This window comes from Maribacter confluentis, from assembly GCF_030505015.1.
Classification (GTDB): domain Bacteria; phylum Bacteroidota; class Bacteroidia; order Flavobacteriales; family Flavobacteriaceae; genus Maribacter; species Maribacter sedimenticola.
Genome location: NZ_JAUKUC010000001.1, coordinates 1,542,758 through 1,565,679, shown reverse-complemented (window position 1 = coordinate 1,565,679; position 22,922 = coordinate 1,542,758). Strand labels below are relative to the sequence as shown.

The 22,922-nt window shown below is 37.5% G+C and carries 21 protein-coding genes and 1 pseudogene; 7 read left to right on the top strand and 15 right to left on the bottom strand.

What is annotated here, in order from left to right; translation table 11 throughout:
- Positions 1–327 precede the first annotated feature (327 nt).
- Positions 328–714, bottom strand: coding sequence for a hypothetical protein (locus Q2T41_RS06850; RefSeq protein ID WP_304435463.1), 387 nt, complete (start codon positions 712–714; stop codon positions 328–330).
- A gap of 42 nt (positions 715–756) precedes the next feature.
- Entirely contained in the window at positions 757–1,941 is a 1,185-nt protein-coding gene (locus Q2T41_RS06845) for an integrase core domain-containing protein (RefSeq protein WP_304435457.1), read from the bottom strand.
- Positions 1,942–2,206: 265 nt separating this feature from the next.
- On the opposite strand from Q2T41_RS06845, the gene Q2T41_RS06840 reads away from it, so the two are divergent.
- The 3 genes from Q2T41_RS06840 (at position 2,207) to Q2T41_RS06830 (ending at position 4,177) form a co-directional block, all read left to right on the top strand.
- On the top strand, positions 2,207–2,749 hold the full coding sequence (locus tag Q2T41_RS06840) for a hypothetical protein (RefSeq protein ID WP_304435462.1): 543 nt from the start codon (positions 2,207–2,209) through the stop codon (positions 2,747–2,749).
- Between the two features lie 419 nt (positions 2,750–3,168).
- A complete protein-coding gene (locus Q2T41_RS06835; protein ID WP_304435461.1) occupies positions 3,169–3,624 on the top strand; it encodes a helix-turn-helix domain-containing protein in 456 nt (151 codons plus the stop codon).
- On the top strand, positions 3,614–4,177 hold the full coding sequence (locus Q2T41_RS06830; protein ID WP_304435460.1) for a PIN domain-containing protein: 564 nt from the start codon (positions 3,614–3,616) through the stop codon (positions 4,175–4,177). Before Q2T41_RS06835 ends, Q2T41_RS06830 begins: the two co-directional genes overlap by 11 nt.
- Before the next feature lie 197 nt (positions 4,178–4,374).
- Here Q2T41_RS06830 and Q2T41_RS06825 read toward each other — a convergent pair whose 3' ends face one another.
- The 8 genes from Q2T41_RS06825 to Q2T41_RS06790 all read right to left on the bottom strand — a co-directional run bounded on the left by Q2T41_RS06825 (position 4,375) and on the right by Q2T41_RS06790 (position 12,622).
- A complete protein-coding gene (locus tag Q2T41_RS06825; protein WP_304435459.1) occupies positions 4,375–6,027 on the bottom strand; it encodes a hypothetical protein in 1,653 nt (550 codons plus the stop codon).
- 499 nt (positions 6,028–6,526) lie between these two features.
- A complete protein-coding gene (locus Q2T41_RS06820; protein ID WP_304435458.1) occupies positions 6,527–6,994 on the bottom strand; it encodes a type II secretion system protein GspG in 468 nt (155 codons plus the stop codon).
- A 61-nt stretch (positions 6,995–7,055) separates the two neighbouring features.
- Positions 7,056–8,240, bottom strand: coding sequence for an integrase core domain-containing protein (locus Q2T41_RS06815; RefSeq protein WP_304435457.1), 1,185 nt, complete (start codon positions 8,238–8,240; stop codon positions 7,056–7,058).
- A gap of 232 nt (positions 8,241–8,472) precedes the next feature.
- Entirely contained in the window at positions 8,473–9,204 is a 732-nt protein-coding gene (locus Q2T41_RS06810; protein WP_304435456.1) for a phospholipase D family protein, read from the bottom strand.
- Positions 9,205–9,631: 427 nt separating this feature from the next.
- Positions 9,632–9,823, bottom strand: coding sequence for a hypothetical protein (locus tag Q2T41_RS06805; RefSeq protein ID WP_304435455.1), 192 nt, complete (start codon positions 9,821–9,823; stop codon positions 9,632–9,634).
- A 162-nt stretch (positions 9,824–9,985) separates the two neighbouring features.
- Positions 9,986–10,336, bottom strand: coding sequence for a hypothetical protein (locus tag Q2T41_RS06800; RefSeq protein ID WP_304435454.1), 351 nt, complete (start codon positions 10,334–10,336; stop codon positions 9,986–9,988).
- A 1,002-nt stretch (positions 10,337–11,338) separates the two neighbouring features.
- Positions 11,339–11,884 carry a DUF5063 domain-containing protein gene (locus Q2T41_RS06795; RefSeq protein ID WP_304435453.1) on the bottom strand — a complete coding sequence of 182 codons (546 nt, stop codon included), beginning with the start codon at positions 11,882–11,884 and terminating at the stop codon, positions 11,339–11,341.
- 156 nt (positions 11,885–12,040) lie between these two features.
- Complete coding sequence (locus tag Q2T41_RS06790) at positions 12,041–12,622, bottom strand: hypothetical protein (RefSeq protein WP_262733808.1); 582 nt, start codon at positions 12,620–12,622, stop codon at positions 12,041–12,043.
- A gap of 181 nt (positions 12,623–12,803) precedes the next feature.
- Here Q2T41_RS06790 and Q2T41_RS06785 point away from each other — a divergent pair, with 181 nt between their 5' ends.
- Positions 12,804–13,871 (top strand): tyrosine-type recombinase/integrase, encoded by a 1,068-nt coding sequence (locus Q2T41_RS06785; RefSeq protein WP_304435452.1) that lies wholly within the window; start codon positions 12,804–12,806, stop codon positions 13,869–13,871.
- Positions 13,872–13,909: 38 nt separating this feature from the next.
- Here Q2T41_RS06785 and Q2T41_RS06780 read toward each other — a convergent pair whose 3' ends face one another.
- From Q2T41_RS06780 to Q2T41_RS06760, 5 genes and pseudogenes are all read right to left on the bottom strand, one after another.
- On the bottom strand, positions 13,910–15,394 hold the full coding sequence (locus tag Q2T41_RS06780) for a cellulose synthase family protein (RefSeq protein WP_089260707.1): 1,485 nt from the start codon (positions 15,392–15,394) through the stop codon (positions 13,910–13,912).
- 1 nt (position 15,395) lies between these two features.
- The gene (locus tag Q2T41_RS06775) at positions 15,396–16,085 is read right to left on the bottom strand and encodes a glycosyltransferase family 2 protein (RefSeq protein WP_089260706.1); all 690 of its coding nucleotides are present in this window, start codon (positions 16,083–16,085) and stop codon (positions 15,396–15,398) included.
- Positions 16,085–16,594: a toxin-antitoxin system YwqK family antitoxin gene (locus Q2T41_RS06770; protein WP_304435451.1), complete on the bottom strand. Its 510-nt coding sequence runs from the start codon at positions 16,592–16,594 to the stop codon at positions 16,085–16,087. Before Q2T41_RS06770 ends, Q2T41_RS06775 begins: the two co-directional genes overlap by 1 nt.
- A 247-nt stretch (positions 16,595–16,841) precedes the next feature.
- A complete protein-coding gene (locus tag Q2T41_RS06765) occupies positions 16,842–18,422 on the bottom strand; it encodes a 4Fe-4S binding protein (RefSeq protein WP_304435450.1) in 1,581 nt (526 codons plus the stop codon).
- 10 nt (positions 18,423–18,432) lie between these two features.
- Positions 18,433–19,778 (bottom strand): annotated as a pseudogene (locus Q2T41_RS06760) (NAD(P)/FAD-dependent oxidoreductase).
- A gap of 218 nt (positions 19,779–19,996) precedes the next feature.
- On the opposite strand from Q2T41_RS06760, the gene Q2T41_RS06755 reads away from it, so the two are divergent.
- From Q2T41_RS06755 to Q2T41_RS06745, 3 genes are all read left to right on the top strand, one after another.
- Positions 19,997–20,704: a DUF547 domain-containing protein gene (locus Q2T41_RS06755; protein WP_304435449.1), complete on the top strand. Its 708-nt coding sequence runs from the start codon at positions 19,997–19,999 to the stop codon at positions 20,702–20,704.
- 123 nt (positions 20,705–20,827) lie between these two features.
- Positions 20,828–21,835, top strand: coding sequence for a glycoside hydrolase family 113 (locus Q2T41_RS06750; RefSeq protein ID WP_304435448.1), 1,008 nt, complete (start codon positions 20,828–20,830; stop codon positions 21,833–21,835).
- A complete protein-coding gene (locus Q2T41_RS06745; protein ID WP_367186834.1) occupies positions 21,807–22,922 on the top strand; it encodes an N-acetylmuramoyl-L-alanine amidase family protein in 1,116 nt (371 codons plus the stop codon). The genes Q2T41_RS06750 and Q2T41_RS06745 overlap by 29 nt, the downstream gene beginning before the upstream one ends.

Here is a 22,922-nt window from a genome sequence, read left to right as displayed (position 1 = left end):
TTATTAGTAACAAGACAATCAATATGAGGATGTAGAAGAAGAAAATGTCCATTCAGCAATTTCGGTGTTGTCAATATAGCACACAACGGTTTAGCTATGAACAGTACGGGAGCAGACTAGCGTTTGCTTTCCGCCATGCACATAGCGAAATCTTTTGGTTTTGTTTTTTCTTTTTTTGTGTCAAAGCGAAATCCCAAAAATTTCGCGACATTATAAATATACGCAGACCTTAGCTTTTAAAACCTAAGCCCGTATTGTTTATAGGTTTTGTTAGCTTTAGTGTTTTCCATTATCTTTTGCCTTCTATTCCATTATTGAAAGGTTCTATCATAAATAATACACCAATAAAATTATTGGTATTGAAAAAGGAAGAAAACACGAAATCCAGAATCCAATATTAAAAGTCCATTTTCTGAATCCGTCAACATTTTTAGGCTTTATAATTTTCTCTGAGAACTGTCCAATATTATAGAAAACATTGGCAATTCCCATCATAATTAAGTAAGCTATTCCTTGAAAGATAATTGTAAACAAAGTTATTTCCACGTCTGGGGCGGGAGGAATAACATATTGAACTACCAATGAATAAGCAATAAATGCTAAAAACCCACTAATTATTAAACCCAGATTATATTTCAGTCTTTTTTCACTCCACCACTTTTTCCGCTCCTCTTTTCCATTGTCCCAAGTGGTGTTTTCCATTTTTTTCAACATGTTCGTTAATATACATTGTTTACAAAAGTTATAGATTAGAGTTTAGACTAAGTTAGTTTCTAACCTCACTGATTGTTCTTTTTTTCTAAACACATGTTCATCAAAGTATCCTAAAAATACGTTTCTATAAAATACCCTCCAAATACCATTGCCAATGTCCAGGGCCCCGATATGTTTACCTTGGAGCGAAGCGGAAAGGTAAACCCAATTATAGGCCTTCCATCTTATAGCTCCATTTTGGGTGACTTTTAAGACTTTCATTTTGGAATCGTAATCAAAGTGTGGTATTTTTTCTGGGAATGGTCTTGTTGAAAATTCATGTACCGAAGCGGGTGTTCTCATGTCCAATGCCTCATGTGGCCTTACGTGATTATATTCTTTTACAAATTGGTTCAGACGCCTTTGTTGCGCTTTCAGGTCATAAGCTGAAGGCTTGGCACAGGCGGTCTTCAGGTCGCGGTGCATTCGTTCATGCCGTCCGTTCTGTTGTGGCTGTGCCGGATCAGAAAACACGGGCATGATTCCCAGTTCGATGAACCAATAGGATAACCTGGTGAATCTTTGTATTGCGGCAACAGAACCAAATGGGCTTCCATTGTCGGTATGGATTTGTCCGGGGATGCCGAATTTCCTGAAAACCCTTTTGAACTCGGCTTTTGCAGAGGCAAGGTTTTCTTTGTAATGCCCTTTTGCGGTAAATACAAATCGGCTCTTTGAGTCTGCAATGGTGAGCGGATGACAGTAAATTTTGTTGCCCATGAGGAACTTTCCTTTATAGTCCGCACTCCACACTTCATTGCACTCTTTTGGGTCGAAAACAGGGTGTATTGGCTTCACTCTTCTAAGCCGTTTTTGAGGCGGCACCAAACCATGTTTTTTAAGGATGTTGTGTACGGTCAAGACCGTTGGGATTATTTCATCGGGGAAATCTTTATACAACAAGGTGTGCAACTTTTTAGCGCCCCATGCCTTGTGTTTTTCCTTCAATTCAAGAATACGGTTCACCACCTTTTCATTGGTAGCATTGGGATGTGGGCTACGTGGTTTTCTGGAGAGTTCCCTTAGCCCTTCATAGCCTTCATTTTCAAACCGGGCAATGATTTTGTAGGCCGTCGGTCTTGAGATTTTAAAGCCTCTACAAAGCTCCGTGATGGTGTATTTTCCAGTTCGCCATTCACAGATAAATTCAATTTTTTGTTCCATAATCGTATGTTCTTTCCAAGGCATAGCATCTGAATGTTGGTTCCAAATGCAACTTAAAAAGTGTAAACGATGTTTCTATAACTTTGTAAAGGATGTTTGTATATCGTACCACATTAAAGCTAACGGTTTAGCTATGATTAGTTGCGTGTTCATAGCCCAAAATACAATAAATACACGCTTAATTAGAAAATCCGTTTAGGATTTTCGGACTGGCAAAGACTCAAGCAATTAATTATAGGTTTTGTTGGCAAATCGTTTTTATTTACAGTATTAATTAAATTTACAATATATGAGCAAATTCAAAATTGATAAGTCTAACTGGAAATCCATTCCCATTGAGTCGGTAAAATTTATTCTTAGTGAAGCAAAGGATTATTTGGACTATACTTTGGTCGAATCTAACAAAATTACAAGTCGGGCCTATTCCATCATATTACTTTTGTTTGCAGTACTATCGGCCGTTATTGGATACACTTTTAATAAAATGGTTTTAGGAGGTTTTGAAAAAATAATCTTATTAAATTTCTGCTTTGTCGCTGTTTTGGTTTTTATTTTAATCCAACTAGGTAGGTTAATTTTTCCTCGAAAAATTATGCAAAAAGGGAGAATCCCTAAAAAATTAGCTTTACCTCAATTTTTGAACAATCCAAAATTAAATGGCAATGAAAATTATCTTGCGTTCATAATACAGGACATTGAAGTCGTGCAAGAAAAAATAGATTACAACTTAATTAAAAACGAGAAACGACAAGGCAAACTAAAAAACAACATGATAGCTGTTGCAGTTTTATTTCCATTGTATTTAATTATAGCGTTTTTTACAACACTTTAAATATCTATATCAATTTCGGTCGTGTCTGGTGATGGGTTTTCAGTCGGAAGGTCTGGAAAATCAAAATCTTCATCATCTGGTCCGTGGAAATTATAATTCATGTTATTATCTTTTAAAATGTTTGCCAACGGTGCGGCTATGGCAAGTAGGGCGGCGGATAAGCACTTTCCTTTCCGTCTAGCTCATAGCTAAAGCTTTTTGTTTGGTAATTAGTTTTCTTTTTTTTATTGCCAAATCCAAAAGATTTGGCGGACTTGGCAAACACGACCAAGCCATTAAATATAGCACTTTATGCCCTATTTGTTATAGCCATTGTTGTCATTAGTTTTATTTTGGCATAATAATTTTAACTATCTCTTGCAACATCGTTTCGTTTATTTCGTTTATTTTTGTGTAAAACCTTAACAACTGAAATTGAAATGCAACAATATAAGAACATAAAAAGACCCTCAAAGGAAGAGCAACTTACAGCTATGGAGTCTTATAATGCTCTAGCTGCTACTTTGGAAGAACTTACAAACAAAAATCCTGAAATTGAGATTGAGGAAACTTCAGAAAAGATAAAGATTCCATTAAAAGCACTAAAATTATTAGCTAAAATATTAAAAGCTACTAGTGAAGGAAAGCCTATTTCTCTAGTTCCAATGGCTACAGAAATGACCACACAATCAGCGGCTGAATTTTTAGGATGTTCAAGACCTCATCTTGTCAAATTGCTAGAGGATGGTAAAATTCCTTTTGCTAAGGTTGGAAAGCATAGAAGAGTTAAGTTTGAAGATGTAGTTAATTATAAGAATGAGATGAAAGCCCATCAAGAGAAGATTTTGATGGATATTATGAATTCGGATGAAGAACTAGGCTTGTATGATTCATAGTGTCCGATTTATAGCTGTCCTAGACACAAACATTATTTATCCGATTGAAATTCGGGATGTGTTATTTTGGTTTGCACATTATGAATTGTTTACACCAAAATGGAGTAATCATATTTTTGATGAGTGGGAAAGCGTAATGAAGAGAAAAGGTGTTAGCGAAGAAATAGCAAAAAAGAGAGCTAATATGGCTAATTTAGCATTTCCTGACGCATTTGTTTCGAATTATGAACCGCTAATTGAAACTTTAACTTTACCAGATTTAAAGGACAGACATGTTATGGCTGCTGCTATAAAAACAAATGCTAATGTAATAGTAACCAATAATCTAAAAGATTTTCCCGAAAAGTATTTAGCGACATTTGGTTTGTCCGTAAAATCAGCAGATGATTTTATTACCGATATAATCGATTTAAATCATGAGAAGGCTGTTGAGGCGTTCCGTAAATTAGTTTTGAATAGAAGAAATCCTGATTTGGATGAGTTCGAGGTCTTAGATATTTTAAGAAAAAATGGTCTTAAGGATTCCGCTGATTATTTACACTCTTTGATTTGAGAAATTAATGAAACGGTTTAGCTATGAACAGTACGGGAGCAAACTGGCGTTTGCTTTCCGCCACGCACATAGCAAAATCTTTTTGTTTTGTTTTTTCTTTTCCTTGTTTAAAGCAAAATCCTAAAGATTTTGCGGACTCTATAAAAATACACAAACCTTTCGTTTAAGCCCGAAGCCCGTATTGTTTATAGGTTTTGTTAGCTGCTGGCTTTATACGATAACTGTCCTTTAATGGTTTCAGGTTCGTTTTTACAAGTTATCTTATATTCAATATTAAAATTAGATTTACTACAAACAAAAATATATGAGGGAAACGAAATAGATTGATTGGTATTTAGTTCATCAATTTCGCACTCAAGAATGGTGAATTTGGGATTATCATAGTAGTATTTAAAATCGAAATGATAATTTAAAACACTACGCATTTTTGTGATTTCAAAATCTTTATGTTGATGACCTAAAGGACTAAAATTAATAGGTTCGTGCATTGGATAGCCCTGATAATATTCATTCACTAAACTATCTTGATTGTGTTTTAAGTTGTTAATCAAATAGCTATTTTCCGAATTCAAATCTCTCAAAATTTGTAACGTTTCTGGTATAGGGAAATTTTTTGATTTGTAGATTTTTACCTCTTTTGGAAACATTAATTGAATTTTAATATTTTCTCTATGAGCTGAACCTTTGTTTGTTATAACTATTGGCAACATTGAGAATTTAGATAATTTGTTCCACAATTTATGTAAATCCATTAGTTTAAGTGCTGACCTATAAAACTCGTCATAAAGTTTTTTCTTTTCTTTTTCAACTTCATTACCTTTAAGACTAACTTCATCATTACCAAAACTAATATTTTTCATCTTTCTTGATTCTGTCAAGTTTCCAAAATTGAAAAACTCCTTTTCGGGTTTCTGGTTTAAAATTTTATTAATTGCATTGGTGATAAGTTTAATCTCGTATGAATTTATAATTACTGGTTTGTCTTTATAATTAAATGGATTTGTAAACGATATATTCAAGACTGAATTCATATCGGTATAGTCTACGGGCTTTTCAAATGTTTTAACTTCAAAATTGAATTTACTTATTTCATCAAATAACTTCTTAAAGACTATCTTTTTTTGCTGGTATAGATTTGTTGGTACTATTTCCTCGATTGATATTTTGTTAATGTGATTTTGAAATTTTACACGATTACTTAAATAAAAACTAAGTTCAAAATTTGCTTTATCTGAGGTGATTAGGTCGTCATAATTAAATCTCAACCATTCTAATAAATTATCTTCAAACTGTTTTTTAGTAATACTTTTACCCCGTGTTGAAATACGAATTATTTGATTAACCATTCCATTTGCAATTAATTTCTTGGTTGGATAATCGGTGAGAATATCTTTTGTGAATAGGAATTCGTCTAATTTTGATGTTAGGGCATATTCCAAAGTCTCAATATTATCGGGGTCTAGATGTACGCGAATTTTATCTTTAATTAAAAAGAGTTCTTTAAACTCCTCTGGGAAATCAGATTCATCTTTAGATGCAATTCCATTGAAGAATTTTTTGGTTGTGGCGGTAGAGTTTCCGACTAAATGAACAACATAGTGTTCTGCATTTATATTATCGCTTCTCAAGCCATCTATCCAACGAAGAATGCCGTTTGTACTAAAGTTATTAATCGAAGACTTAACCTGACATACTGACTTTATGTTTTCGCTAGAAGTCCATATTATATCTATCTTGTCTTTTTCTGTATTTGGTTCAACACAAATTGTTTCCCAATCTTTGTTTAACGAATTTAAGACAGCTATTAATGACTGAAACAAATAACCTCTAATACTGTTCTTTCCACTCATATTTTTCTTGTCCTGAAATAGGTTTTTTCAGCTTGCAGCTAACGGTTGGGCTAAGCGTAGTGCGGAGGCAAGGAAACTTTTCGTTTCCGTCTGCGCACGAAGCTAAAGCTTATTGTTTTGATTTATTTTTCTATTTTAAAGCTAAATCCATAAGATTTAGCGACTTTATAAATATATACAGATCTTTCAGTTTTGCCCAAAAGTCCGCATTACGTTTAGGCTTTGTTGTAGCACGTTTTTATTTGCTCAATAGCTTTTAATTTTTTCTCTGATTAGTATAAAACTTAGCATTAAAAAAATACATATTCCGACAGCTAATAATCCATATTGGAGTATTCCTGTGAAAACAAGTGTAATAAACTTACCGGTAACTTCAATTGGGAAAAAATCACTCGATTTTTCAACTAGTACTTCTATTATGTTATTATTCTCCATCAAGAAATAACCAACAATACAGATTAAACTAATTATATAAAGTCTAACAATTTTTAAATTTCTTTTATTTCGATTTAATGTCATCTTCAGTATGAAACTTCCCATCCGAACCAGCAGACGTAATCAAAAATCCTTTTCCCTTTTCCGTAATCGTAAATTTATATTCTCGATTCCAAGCGTCTTTTTTCCAATCTTTTCTCAAAGGACTATTTCCGATTAATTCATTCAGGTCCGTTGGGTATTTTCCGAACTTTTCATTCCAATTTTCCATTCTCTCGCTCATTTCAGCTATTTCTTTTTCAGTTTTATCAGGATAGATAGACATTCTTTGATAACCAAAAAATAGGAATGCACTTAAACTTCCAACTACTAAAAGCGAAATGACCATTATGGAACTCGGTTGCAGAAGGTATTTTTGAATAGGTCTTTTCGTACCTTTTTCTTTCTCCTTTATTCTTATTCGTTTTCGATGTTTATAATCTTCACGAATTAGTCCAAACTCTGCTAAAGTCGAAAGTATTAATTCAATCATTTAGTTGGTTTTGGTTAATGTTCGTTAATATACATTGTTTACAAAAGTTATAGATTAGAGTTTACACTAAGTTAGTTTCTAACCTCACTGATTGTTCTTTTTTTCTAAACACATGTTCATCAAAGTATCCTAAAAATACGTTTCTATAAAATACCCTCCAAATACCATTGCCAATGTCCAGGGCCCCGATATGTTTACCTTGGAGCGAAGCGGAAAGGTAAACCCAATTATAGGCCTTCCATCTTATAGCTCCATTTTGGGTGACTTTTAAGACTTTCATTTTGGAATCGTAATCAAAGTGTGGTATTTTTTCTGGGAATGGTCTTGTTGAAAATTCATGTACCGAAGCGGGTGTTCTCATGTCCAATGCCTCATGTGGCCTTACGTGATTATATTCTTTTACAAATTGGTTCAGACGCCTTTGTTGCGCTTTCAGGTCATAAGCTGAAGGCTTGGCACAGGCGGTCTTCAGGTCGCGGTGCATTCGTTCATGCCGTCCGTTCTGTTGTGGCTGTGCCGGATCAGAAAACACGGGCATGATTCCCAGTTCGATGAACCAATAGGATAACCTGGTGAATCTTTGTATTGCGGCAACAGAACCAAATGGGCTTCCATTGTCGGTATGGATTTGTCCGGGGATGCCGAATTTCCTGAAAACCCTTTTGAACTCGGCTTTTGCAGAGGCAAGGTTTTCTTTGTAATGCCCTTTTGCGGTAAATACAAATCGGCTCTTTGAGTCTGCAATGGTGAGCGGATGACAGTAAATTTTGTTGCCCATGAGGAACTTTCCTTTATAGTCCGCACTCCACACTTCATTGCACTCTTTTGGGTCGAAAACAGGGTGTATTGGCTTCACTCTTCTAAGCCGTTTTTGAGGCGGCACCAAACCATGTTTTTTAAGGATGTTGTGTACGGTCAAGACCGTTGGGATTATTTCATCGGGGAAATCTTTATACAACAAGGTGTGCAACTTTTTAGCGCCCCATGCCTTGTGTTTTTCCTTCAATTCAAGAATACGGTTCACCACCTTTTCATTGGTAGCATTGGGATGTGGGCTACGTGGTTTTCTGGAGAGTTCCCTTAGCCCTTCATAGCCTTCATTTTCAAACCGGGCAATGATTTTGTAGGCCGTCGGTCTTGAGATTTTAAAGCCTCTACAAAGCTCCGTGATGGTGTATTTTCCAGTTCGCCATTCACAGATAAATTCAATTTTTTGTTCCATAATCGTATGTTCTTTCCAAGGCATAGCATCTGAATGTTGGTTCCAAATGCAACTTAAAAAGTGTAAACGATGTTTCTATAACTTTGTAAAGGATGTTTGTATATCGTACCAAATGTGCTACAACGGTTGGGCTATGAGTAGTTGCGTGGGTTAGCACGAAACTTTGCAAGTACACACCAAACTGAAAATCCGCTAGGATTTTCAGAAGTAGACGAGAACAAGCAATTACTTATAGCCATTGTTGTAAACAGTTTTTTTATTCGGTTAGGTGTTTTGCAATACCTTCTGGCCATATTACAAATTTGCCATATTGACCAGCTTTTTCAATTCCGCCAAGTTCTTTTCCTTTTTTTGTAGTTATCCAGTCTTCCTCTTTTTTATACATCAGTTTATTGTCGGTAAACCAACTATTAACTTTTCGGCTACTCAATCCAGTCAATTGAGACAATTCTTTTGTTGTCAAGAGTTTTGAATTTGATAAGTCCATATTTTCTTGAACTTTCTCAACAGTCTTTTCGGATTTCTTTTCAATTTCCTTATCTACTTTTTTAACAGAAACTCGTATTTCTTCGCTGATGGTCAAAAGTCTTTGAACTTCGTCATAGATATCATTATATAAATCCGCATCATTTTCTTTCGTAACGTGAATACCCATTTCGTCATTATTTTGTTGCGAAAAGGAATATAAATTCATTGAAGTTACTATCGCTTCGTTTTCGTTCAGATAGCATTTTGCGTGAAGAGAATTGCAAAGACTTGTCCGAATTCCGATTTGACTTTCCAACCAATTACTTTCCTCAACTTGCAGTTTATTTTCTCGGTAAATAATTCGAATGTCTCTTTTTTGAATGTTCAGATTTTCCAAATGGTCTTTTACTCTTTTATGAAATTGCAGATATGGACTTATTAAAATTAGTCGGTCTTTTGTTGTTTTAATTAATTCTTCTAAATGATATGAAACACCTGTCGTGTTTAAAAATTTCGCCATTTTTTATTTCAGTTTTTCGGTTTTCTTAAATTGTTTACAACGCCTGGGCTATGATTAGTGCGGGGCAAAAATCCGACGGATTTCCAGCTACGCGCTAAGCTAAAGCTTTTGGTTTTGATTTGTTTTTTGTTTTGTCCAAAGCTAAATCCAACAGATTTAGCGACATTATAAATATACACAGACCTTGCGAATTAGGCACAAGTCTGCATTAATTATAGGCTTTGTTGTAATCAGTAGCGACACGTTCGAGTAAGCACGAATCTTTGCGTTTTCTTATTTTTTCATACGAGTGAAGTCCATCTGCACAACAGTTGCATCTGAGTAAAGTCCGTTTGTGTTAGAAGTCCATCGAAACAGTTACGTTTGAGTTGGGTCCATCCGCGCATAACTATTTTTAAATCCGAGTAATTAGTCCGCTATTTTTATCTTAGTACAGATTTTGCTCAGAATCCTTTTTTTCTTTATTGAACTGTTCTTCGACTTTTTTCAGTTCAATTTGTTTTTCGTCCTCGGTCAGTTTAACATTCCGTTTCAGAGAGTTTTTAAGTTTATTATACTTCTCTTTAATCGATATTAAGTGGTCATTTTGCCCCTCAGAATGTATACTTGATTCTTGCATAATATTTTATTTGAGCTATTGATTACAACGGTTCGTGTATGATTAGTTGCGGACTTTTCCAACGGAAAATGTCCGCCCGACTATAAAGATAATTGATTGCAGGAATTTCCACTTGGAAATTCCGACCGCAATTAATTATACACCGTGTTGTGTGCTGTATTTTTAGTCCAAAATATGTTCAAATTTCAGCTCATTTTTTGATTTCGAAATACTGATAATCTTGTACGTTGGAGTATACCCCTGTCCATTCGGATAAAATATTTCCCTTCGGTATTCCCTTTCCGTTTGATAATTTGCTTTCAATGTATCTCCATGATATCTGTATTCTGCTTCACTAGGTAGATATCTATATTCCTGAATTGAATCGGTGTAACCGATTGAAGCTTTTATCTCGTCAATCATCCTATCCTTGTCCTTTCCGCTAATTTTTAGCCTGAACGTGTGATAAAAATCCATAAGCCCACCGTCTTCATTAGATAAAATTTTAAAGTCGTCAATCAATTCAATGTTCATTTCCGCCAAATTTTTTCTCGCATCCGATTTAAAGAATAAATGGTCATCGAAAATATATGCTAGTATTAAAAGCACAAATCCGGTGGCTAAAATTCCAGCGATGACTTTTCCTAGTTTTTTTTTACCACGTTTTTTTGGAATCCAATAACCTATCCAAACAATTCCAGCCATTATTAGTAACAAGACAATCAATATGAGGATGTAAAAGAAGAAAATGTCCATTCAGCAATTTCGGTGTTGTCAATATAGCACACAACGCCTGGGCTATGATTAGTGCGGGGCAGAAATCCGACGGATTTCCAGCTACGCGCTAAGCTAAAGCTTTTGGTTTTGATTTGTTTTTTGTTTTGTCCAAAGCTAAATCCAACAGATTTAGCGACATTATAAATATACACAGACCTTGCGAATTAGACACAAGTCCGCATTAATTATAGGCTTTGTTGTAATCAGTAGCGACACGTTTGAGTAAGCACGAATCTTTGCGTTTTCTTATTTTCTCATCCGAGTGAAGTCCATCTGCACAACAGTTGCGTCTGAGTAAAGTCCGTTGGAGTTAGAAGTCCAGCGAAACGGTTACGTTTGAGTTAGGTCCATCCGCACATAACTATTTTTAAATACGAGTAATTGGTCCGCTATTTTTTTCTTAGTACAGATTTTGCTTAGAATCCTTTTTTTCTTTATTGAACTGTTCTTCGACTTTTTTCAGTTCAATTTGTTTTTCGTCCTCGGTGAGTTTAATATTCCGTTTCAGAGAGTTTTTAAGTTTATTATATTTCTCTTTAATCGATATTAAGTGGTCATTTTGCCCCTCAGAATGTATTCTTGATTCTTGCATAATATTTTATTTGAGCTATTGATTACAACGGTCTCGTATAACCGTCAGTTACGGGTTAAATTAGCGATTATTTTCGGTTTAGCACTGTCGTTAGCAATTCCGAGTGGATTCGGACGTAGTCGAATCCGCCGTAATTGCGGTTATACATTGTTAGACACAGTATTTTTTCACATCGTTTTCTTTCCGTCATAATAAATATAGTGTAAAGCTCGAATTGCATTCACGCAATGGTTTCCCCAATGCGAGGTAAATCCAAATTTCAATTGCCAAAGTCCGTCTTCGATAGCTTCATCAGTTCCGATTTGGTCAATTTTATACAGTTCTTCTTTTAAGTCAGCGTATATGTCCGCAACATCATCAACTAACCAGCCTTGTGTCGGTTCGTTTTCCTTTTCATAAGTTGGGTCAAAAACTTCCCAATAAAAACAGTCCTTTCCAAGTGAGGAAATCAAATTGACGTTCTGTTCTTTTAATTTCTCTCTCGTAGCAGTTTCAAATTCCGTTTTTTCACTTGAATGAATTAATTCAACCGATTTTAGAGAAAGTCCAGCATTATATAATTCGGTCAGTTTTTTATGAATTTCAGGATAAAATTCCTGTTCTTTTATTTCTTTGTTTTCAATCAGTTTAATAAATCCACGAGCGACTTTTAAGAAATCTTGAGTTTCTTTCGTTTCAAGTAATGATTTTATTTCTTTATTCAGATTTTGCATTCGTGGTCATATTGTGGCTAACGGTCTCGTATAACCGTCAGTTACGGGATTAAAGTTAATAATTTTCGGTTAAGAACTGGCGTTAGCAATTTCGAGTGGATTCGGACGTAGTCGAATCCGCCGTAATTGCGGTTATACATTGTTGCCAACAGTATTTTATTTTTTCCGATTATGAAATTCATTTAGGATTTTTTGCTTTTCCATTTTAGAGAGTCCAAAATCAACAATTAATTCAGGTCTAAAAGGTGGAATACGGTCGTCAATCATTAAAACATTTTGAACTAAATATTCTCCAATTTCTAATTTATCTCCTAAACAACCAGATTGATAGTAAACAGAATAAACCGTGTCTTTAATCGCATTTGAAATCAGTTCAGTTTTGTTTTTGAAATTCTTTTTTCTTAATAATCCCTCGTAAGCAATTGCTTTTATATTTCCGTTTGGAAATTCCGTTAGTTTTAGAAGTTCAGATTCAGTTGCGTTTTGCATAATCCATTTTCGGCTTTCAATTTCTTCAGGCATTGCTCTTCCATTTCCACCAATTCCGCTCGAAATAGATTGATATTTATAAACACTAATTGAATCTTGGATATTTTTTTCAATTCCGTTCCAATTAAACGTCCAGCTTTTTTCGTAACCAGAAGTTAACACAGCAATAATTCCAATTCCGAGTATTGTCAGGATTGGAAATAAAATCGAAAATCGACTTCTTTTGTTTTTATTTCTGTGTTTTCTCATATTGTTGGCAACACATAAATATGTGTGATCATGGTTAACGATAAGAAAGATACAATTTTCTAATAAATGTAATAACCATGGTAGCGTAAATTGGTTAAGTCCATTGCGCAAAAAATATATCATTGTTGTATTTTTAGATTTGATATATTTTTTGCGCAACTATAATCTTATACCGTTTTCTATGAATAATGAAATTTACACGTTCTCGACAGATACCCACAGGGGTAAAAATGTAATCTTGATTTCATTTAAATACAGTCAAAAAAATAAAGAGGCATTACGCAAAAGGTTTCCATCCGTTAGGTGGAGCCAGACTAAAAAATCATGGTATTTACCGGACCTTCCGGTAGTACGCCAACAATTGGGCATGGAGCCTAAATCCATGATTCAAGGGAAAATGATGTCGCTTTCCGGTACCAATCAAAAAGCATATGCCCAAATGTATGACCAGTTGCAACTAAAAGGCTATAGTGACAATACCAAGAGAATTTACATGGCAGAATTCTATCATCTTTTAAAGCTTTTGAAGTCATACCCTGTAGATCGTTTGGATTCCGCTAGGCTTAAGGACTATTTTTTGCATTGTGTAAAGAAAGAGGGTATGGGTGAGAGAAAGCTTAACGGTAAAATCAATGCGGTAAAATTTTACTTTGAGCAGGTATTGCATAGGCCAAAGATGTTCTTTGACATTCCCAGGCCAAAAAAACCATTGGTCTTGCCTAAGTTGCTCGGCAAAGAACAAGTGGCCAAGGTGTTTAATGCTACGGATAATTTAAAGCATCTAGTAGCACTTAAATTGTGTTATGGCGCAGGTTTAAGGGTGTCAGAAGTGGTCAATATTAAACTTAATGATGTGGATAGCGCTAGAATGGTAATTCATGTAGTAGGTGCCAAGGGTAAAAAAGACCGGTATGTACCCTTACCGGAAAAATTATTGCCTTTACTAAGGGAATATTTTAAGAAATATAGGCCAAAGGAATATTTGTTTGAAGGAAAATATGGTGGCGCTTACTCCAAAAGTTCTGTTCAGCAAGTGTTCAAAAAAGCAATGAAAATTGCAGGTATTAGGAAAAAAATAGGAATTCACGGGCTGCGCCGTAGCTATGCCACCCATTTATTGGAATCCGGTGCGGATATGCGTTTCATTCAGGAACTATTGGGCCATAACTCCATTACGACAACCCAGGTGTATACCAAGGTTACGCCACAACGGTTGTCCATGGTAAAAAGCCCGTTGGATAGTATGTAGAACCATGTGGTGCAAATGCCGTACTGGGCGTTCAGATATTATGCCCTTGAGGTCAATGATTTGAAGAAAACAAAGCCAAACCCAAGGAACAACATAAAATGAAAAGGGAACAATCCAAAATCGTTTAAAGGTATGGCGCTGTACATGCCGAACATAAAATAGACCATAAGGGCAAATTCCAAAATCATATTGGGAGATAATTTTTTGGCAAGGTATTTATTGCCCTTCCAACTTTGTTTCAACGTGCTGATGTTGAATTTTGGGGTACGAACAAATTCGCTCCTTTTTCCCATATGGCCTTCCAGTACCGCAATGGTATTGTGCAGTGAAAAACCTAATGCAACGGAGAAGAACGTAAAGAAAATTCGTATATAGTCCACAAAATTGTCAAAACCGCTGCCCTGTATGCTTTTGTAGGTAAACCAATAGCACACGAATAGGATAATGGTACTTACGGTAAACAGGCTCAATAGGGAAAATACCCAGTCTAAATGGCCATAAGTGTTCTTAATGTATAAGGACGGAATGCTCAATAGGGCAACCAGGAACACACATAGGAACATAGAACTGTTCAGTAAATGCATAACTCCGTGAAACTTGGTCTTAAAAGGAATGTTTTTGGCGCTGATAACGCTCCAAACGGTTTTTCTGAAATTTTCGGCGCCGCCCTTGTTCCATCTAAACTGTTGCGAACGTGCGGCACTTATGACCACCGGAAGTTCTGCAGGTGTTTCCACATCTTCCAGATATTTAAACTTCCAGTTCTTTAATTGGGCACGATAGCTTAGGTCCAGGTCTTCTGTCAAGGTGTCGCCCTCCCAGTTACCGGCATCTATAATACATTCCTTGCGCCATATACCGGCGGTACCGTTAAAGTTGATAAAATGTCCTTTGCTGTTACGACCAACCTGTTCCAACGTAAAATGGGCATCTAGGGCAAAGGCCTGTATTTTGGTAAGGGTAGAGTAATCACGGTTCAAATGTCCCCAACGGGTCTGTACCACACCAATTTCCTCATCTTTAAAATAGATGACGGTTTTCTTCAACCAATCCGGCGCAGGTAAAAAGTCCGCATCAAAAATGGCAATGAACTCTCCCTTGGCTATTTTAAGGCCTTCCTTGAGGGCACCTGCCTTAAAACCAGATCTGTCCGTTCTGCGTATATGTTGAATATCCAGTCCGGTTTCCTGTAGTTTGGCAATACTTGCTGCAGTACTGATGACGGTATCATCGGTAGAATCGTCCAACACCTGTATTTCCAGCTTGCTCTTTGGGTATTCTATCTTCGCGATATTTTCCAAAAGACGGTCCATGACATATTCCTCGTTGAAAACGGGTAGTTGTATGGTTACGAACGGAATTTCCTTTGGGTCCAGTAAATTGAACTTTGGAGCTGTTTGATGCTGTCTCTTTTGGGATAGGTAATTAAATAGAAGGTTAAGCTGCGCCAGGCTATAGAAAAATATCAATAGCAATGAAATACTATAAACGATTATGATAAGGTACGCTAGTGCTAATGCCATATTATTTAATACTGTATTTGAAGATCCACCCCAATATTTTTATGCCAGCAAATATACTACCTTTTACGGTTCCTGAAACTTTTGAGATACCAATTCTTCGTTTGTAACGTACTGGTACTTCGGTATATGTCATTTTTTTCTTCAAAATTTTCAATTGCATTTCCACGGTCCATCCATAGGTTTTGTCCTCCATGTGCAATTCTTTGAGTTTTTCGTATTTAATGGCCCTAAAAGGACCTAAATCCGTAAACTTTGCGCCAAAAAACAAGCGCATTAAAAATGTGGCCAACCAGTTGCCAAAAACCTGTTGCGGGGTCATGGAACCTTCTTCGCGCAGGCTTTTTTTTCGCGCGCCCACAACAAAATCTATGTCCTTTTGTAAAATTGGGGCCACTAGCTTGTCCAGTTCCTCCGGATAATCGGAATAGTCTCCGTCTATGAATACAATGATTTCAGGCGAACGGTCAAGTGCGGCCACATAGTCCAGACCCTTTAAACAGGCATAGCCATAGCCTTTTCTGGGTTCTGTCAACACGGTGGCCCCGGCGGCCTTGGCATTTTTAACCGTATGGTCAGATGAATTGTTGTTCACCACAATAACCTCGGATACGGTCTTGGGGAGCTCCCTTATAACATGGGCTATGGAATCTGCTTCGTTAAAAGCCGGTATGATAACTTTTATGTCTGGCATTACTTTAGATCGGATAAACTGTTGGTGTCGGTAAAGGCATCAAAACTTTGCCATTCCCTAATTTTGTTTCCCTTATTGTATTTTTCCGCGGATATCATTTGGGCATCTTCATACTTAAGGCAGTAGCCATTTTTCATCCCTTGCGAAAGTTGGCACTTATGGGCTACCCTCCCTTTTTTATTATAGTACAGCCACCATCCTTCCTGTTGGTCGTTGTGGTAACGGCCTTCCTTGCTTCTAACACGGTGCTCGTCATAATAGTACCAATACTGTTCCTTTTTACCGTACGCATAAAATCCTTTCATGGAGATTTTTCCGTTGGGGTGATAAAATATCCAATAATCGGTCTTTACATTATATCGTTTCCAGCCTTCACTGGCCAAAGTGCCATCCTCATAATAGGTGCGTTCATAACGCTTGTCCTCTCCTTTGGTAAAGGCAATGGTTAACAAGCTGCAAACCGCAAGAAGTATAACAATGGGCATATATGTTTTCAAGTGCGTTACCATGTGCTTTTTCCTTTTGGCCAAAATGCCAAAGATCGGTTAAAAAATATTGACAAAGAATTTAATACAATCATATTCAATGGAGGTTTTGGATAACACTGCTTATTTTTTCTGCCGATAGTTCATAAATATGTGGAGTAGAAGGAACAGAACAAAAAACACATCCATTTAAAACCATATTTAGGCACAGATAAATGAAATAGAGGGAGCTGTGACATAATTTTTTGCGACATGTTATAGTATAGGATTATTATTTTTTGTTTACCAATTCCATCAGGTCAACATCATTGCCCAATAAAACTTCGGTGGGGTTAATGCGCCCTTCTTCTGGCCCGTTTTCCAATTTTAGTACGCCACGTGGGCAGACCGCGGAGCAAATACCACAGCCCACACAACTGGACCGTACTATGTTCTCACCTTTTTGGGCATAGGCCCGCACATCAATACCTTGCTCACAGTAAGTGGAACAGTTGCCACATGAAATGCACTGTCCGCCATTGGTAGTAATTCTAAAGCGAGATTTAAAACGTTGTACAAAACCAAGATAGGCGGCCAGAGGGCAACCAAAACGGCACCACACCCTATTTCCAAAAATGGGGTAGAACCCCGTACCTATGACGCCGGCAAAAATAGAACCTATGGCCAAACTGTAAACATTTTGTACGCTTTGGGTTTTGATACCCAGTACTGTGCCCGTTTCGCTAAAAAAACTGTACAGCGTCATACCGGTCATTACCAATGCAAAAAGTAAAACCCCATGGATCAACCATCGTTCTACCTTCCAGGCAAACAAAGACTTATCGGAGTGTTGCCTATAAGGGTCTCCAAGGGTCTCGGCCAAACCTCCACATCCGCACACCCACGAACAATACCATCTTTTTCCAAAAAAATAGACCATTACGGGCACAATGACCAAAGTGAGGATAATTCCCCAGAAAAGGATGAAAATACCAATGCCGCCACTGTTCAATAATGATTTCAGATTCCACTGGAAAAAGAAATCATAATCCAACGGAAAAGCATTTTTAAAATCATAGTAGGGCATTTGCAGGCGCACCATAATTTCAGGAATCAAAAAGGCAAAGACAATTTGGAAGAACAGCACAGAGGTGGTGCGCACTGTTTGGTATAAGTTATGCCGGTATTTAATATACATGCGCACGGCCATAACGGTCATGACAACGCAATACATAAACCCATATACAAACCAATGTCCGGCAGGATTTCCACTTAAAGATTCACTGATGGGGTCTACCAAATACGTCCAATTGGTGGCATACTCAGGTCTAAAATAAAGGACAAGATAGAAAGAGACCAAAAACAGGAATACCAGCCATGCAATCCAGCCCCTATTGGTAGAACTTTGATGATAGATACCATCGTTCTTAATGCCTTTGGGACCTAACAGGACCACTTGGGGAACAATAAAAAGCAATGCGCCTATAATACCCAGGCCAAAGGTTAAAAACCACATTAGACCTTTATTCCCGGCAATAAATCCCGAACCTGATTTTTTGGCGATGGTAGCCGCCAGGTCCCTGCCCTTTACGTAAACAATTTTCTTATACTCCTTATTTTTTCTATGTATGGCATTTGCGTTTTCCAAGGAGGTAACCACAATGCCGGATAGGTGGTGTACCCCATTAAACTCATTGCCGGCCACTTGCGTCTGTAGATCATTGATATGCAAATCGCTTTTTATGGAACTATCGGCAATTACTTGGTCCAAAATGGTTTGGTCAGCCTTGAACGTACCTATGAACGGTAGTACGGTAAAAATACCTAGGCCTATTAAAAATAAAGTGATTCCTATATGTTGTAGTGTTTTCATTCTTTATTGATTAAGCCTTGCTAAAAATACGTTTCCAACTCTTTTTCTTGGGGTCAATGTTTTTATGGTGTTCCGCATTGTATTTCGCAACAATGGCATCTTCATATTGGGTATAGAACTCTGGGTCAAAATTGGCATCTTTCAAATAGGTCAAGACATGGTCAACCTCCTTGTTTTGGTTTAGCCATCTGTCAAAAATTTCATGCCGCATACGAATACCAAACGTATTAATCCCTAAAAACCTATTGGTTTCCTTATGGTAGGCAATGGTAATGCAAATATTTTCCTTGGGATGTCTCCAATGAAAATGCTGCTCATGGTCCTCTTTGTTCCGCTCACTGAACACCCATCCATAGGTTTGATATTCAATATCCAGGAATTTTGCGGAATTGAACCAATGTCCGGGGTTGTACGCACGACGCTTTCCGCAAAGGGTTTGGGCAAGGGTTTCCCCCATCATTCTACCGGTGTACCACACAGCCTCTACAGGTCTTCTTTGGTCAATGGCCTCATGCTGTTCTGCACAATCGCCAATGGCATAAACATCTGGCACACTGGTCTCCAAAAAACGATTGACTTTAACGCCTTTGCCTAATGTTATACCGCTACCTTTCAGGAAATCTATATTAGGGGTGACCCCGGCGGTGAGTCCAACAACGTTACATGGTATGGTTTCTCCTTTGTCCGTAGTCACTGCCTTGACCCTACCTTGTTCATCTGGGATAATCTCCTTTAAATTAGTGTCTAGCCGTAAATCAATATGGTGTGCTATAATATGTTGGTTGATCATGGCAGATTCCCCTTTTGGCAATACCCCGTTCCAGAAGCTTTTTTCGCGGACCAAAAAGGTAACGGGAATTTTTCGGGAACGTAACATTTCTGCCATTTCTATTCCTATAAGCCCGCCGCCGACAATTACGGCCCGTTGGCATACCATATTATTGGGGGCGTTTTTTTCAAGTGTTTCCAAATCTTGTTTGGAATAGAGGCCTTGTACCCCGGTAAATCTTGTCCCGGCCATCCAAATTTGTTTGGTTTTGAACCCGTGGCGATCACCAGTTTGTCATAGGATAGGGTAGTGCCATTGGCCAAGTGAATTATTTTGGATGGCGGATCTACTTTTTCCACATAGCCCTTCACCAGTTCAATACGGTTTTTCTTCCAAAACCAATCTTCATAAGGTTGGGTATGCTTAAATTTCATATGGCCCATATATACGTACATTAATGCTGTACGGGAAAAAAAATAGTCGGACTCTGCAGAAATGATCGTAATTTTTTTATCGGAAAGCTTACGTACATGCCTGGCCAAGGTAACACCAGATATTCCATTTCCAATAATGATGATATGCTCCATACAGCAGTAAATTTAAAAGTTAGTCGCAAGAAAAGTCAGATGCTTTACAGGCGTATATTGAAACCGGGTTATTTAGAATTAATCTAAGGCTACCGGTGCAATTAAAACCAAGGTAACATTAATTGCGTAGATAGGTAAACGCACCCTTGCAAGAATAGTTATGTGTTGGTTTCTAAGTTAAGTTGCGACAAAAGGATTACAGCGTTAATTTAATTGGTATGAAATACTCTTGGATAGTTTTGGTTTTTTTCTTTGAAATAACTAGTGGGAAGGCCCAGAATACAGGGTTTTTTAGTGCTGCGGATACATTTTTGAAAACCCATGTAGAGAACGGTAAGGTAGATTATGCCTCCATTGTCAAACAACCTTTGGCATTGAATAACGTGCTGAAATTGGCGGAAAAAGCGGCCATTGATCTTCAAGATCCTAATGTTTATCAGGCCTTTTGGATAAATACCTATAATCTGTTGGTAATTAAGGGTGTTGTGGATAATTATCCCCTACGGTCCCCTTTGGACGTGGACGGTTTTTTTGATAAGCTGAGATATAATGTGGGGGGGGGGTATATAACGTTGAACGCCATAGAAAATGAGTTACTTAGAGCAAGGTTTCCAAATGAACCCCGTTTTCATTTTGTATTGGTCTGTGCGGGCCTAGGGTGTCCGCCAATTATTGGGGAGGCCTACATGCCAAACAGGTTGAACCAACAGCTTAATCAACAAACAGCCAAAGCATTGAACGACCCTATGTTCATTAGGAATAAGGGTGATAAGGTCTTTGTTTCGCAATTGTTTGATTGGTATAGGGTGGATTTTGATAGGGCCGGTGGTATATTGGCATTCATCAATAGGTATAGAACTACTAAGTTTTCCAAAGATATCCTGGTGGATTACTATCCGTATGATTGGCGTTTAAATGTGAAATAGCCACATACGCAATATATTACTCGTTACCGTTTACCTTTAGTTCATTTCTTAACAAATTGTTGGGTATCTCTGCTATTGGGAACATGCCGTAAATAGTATAATTTTGAACCTAAGATTGGGGAAATGAAAAAATTGGCACTTCTATTTCTGTGCAGTATGCAACTAGCATGTATTGGACAGGGCAACGGAAAAATAAATGGGGTAAGTTTTGTGGCCTCCAGGCAACCCGTGGTGCAGGGTCAAGTAGATGAAATCTTAAATATCTATGCCAACAGCGCCGCCGTAATGCCTTTTGGTTTTATAAGGGAGGTAAATAATCCACAGATCACATTTAATACAGATCGGCAGTGGTTTGGTGAAACTAAGAAGGGTGCAGCGCAATATATTCATATGTTGCATGAAAATGGGGTGTCTGTTATGATGAAGCCGCAAATATGGATATCCAAGGGAATATTCACGGGAAAGCTGAAGATGGACAATGAGCAATACTGGCAACAGTTAGAGGAATCATATCGTCATTTTATGATGACCTATGCCCGTTTAGCGGCAGAGCGTAAGGTGGATATCTTGTGTATTGGTACGGAATTGGAACAGTTTGTACAGGCGCGGCCAAAATTTTGGAACATGCTTATTGCTGAAATTAGGAATATTTATAAAGGTAAGCTTACCTATGCGGCAAATTGGGATGAATTTGAGCGTGTACCTTTTTGGGAACAGTTAGATTATATTGGGGTAGATGCCTATTTTCCGTTATCGGAAGCAAAAACACCTAGCGTTAATGAGCTCATAGCTGGTTGGCAGCCTTGGAAAAGTAAAATGGCCGCGCTAAGTACTGAAAAGCAAAAGCCTATACTGTTTACGGAATATGGGTATAGAAGTATGGACTATACCGCAAAAAAGCCGTGGTTGGTAGACCGTACGGAAGAAAAACCGAATATGATATCACAAGTAAACTGTAAGAAGGCCATATATGGCGAATTTTGGAACGAAAAATGGTTTGCGGGAGGTTATGTATGGAAATGGTTCACCGACCATAGAAATGCAGGTGGTGAGAATGATAACAGGTTTACCCCACAAAACAAACCTTCGTTAAAAGTAGTAAGTGAAATTTATAAAAAGTATAGTGAGTAATAGTAAGGTTGGATATGAACGGGTAGAACATGTATGGCATAACCTTTGTTTTCCATATGTTATGGTAAAATATATGGTTGTATACATATGTGCGGTGCAATTTGTTGTGGCGCAGGATTCATTGAATACCGTAACGGCAGAACCTGGTGACGGCATTCTTTCGCTGTTGCGCAAACAGGGAGTTGACCCGTACGAGGTTATGGATGAATTTATCTATATAAATAGTGAGCGCTTAAAGGACAGCGTACATTTGGTAGCAGGGCGAACGTATGTCATGCCCAGAACGGTTTTGGATACCGTAGCCATTGTAGACTCTATACAGAAACAGTCCACGGATATAAAAAAACTGGAAAGTTCTAAATATGAGCTGTTTGGGGAGAAACATAAAAATGTAATAGCAAAAAGCAAACGGTTAAAAGGGACTATCTACTATTTGGTATCCGGTCATGGGGGCCCCGATCCCGGGGCAATGGGTACTTATGCAGGGAAAGCTATTGCCGAGGATGAATATGCCTATGATATTACCCTACGCTTGGCAAGGGAATTAATGGCGCACGGGGCAACGGTCTACATTATTATACAGGATGGGAATGATGGTATACGTGATGATCGCATATTGGAGATTGATCATGATGAGGTAGCCTATCCGGATAAGGAAATACCTTTAAACCAAGTGGCGCGGTTAAAGCAACGGGTACAGATCGTGAACGACTTATATAAGGATAACAAGGGTAAATACCAGCGTTTAATCGTTACCCATGTAGATAGTAGAAGTGAAGGTCAGAATATAGATGTATTCTTTTATCACCACGAAAAAAGTAAAAATGGCAAAAAATTGGCGGAAAGTATCCATAAAACTTTTGAGGCCAAGTATAAGAAATTTCAGCCCAATAGAACCTACGCAGGTACTTTTGAGGACAGGACTTCGTTGTACTTGGTAAAAAAAACACACCCCGCCATGACCTTTATTGAAATTGGAAATATTAGAAATACCAAGGATCAGGTGCGCATTTTAGATCCGGATAATCGCCAAGCTTTGGCAAAATGGATCAGTGAAGGCATATTATTGGACTACGAGGATAAATAA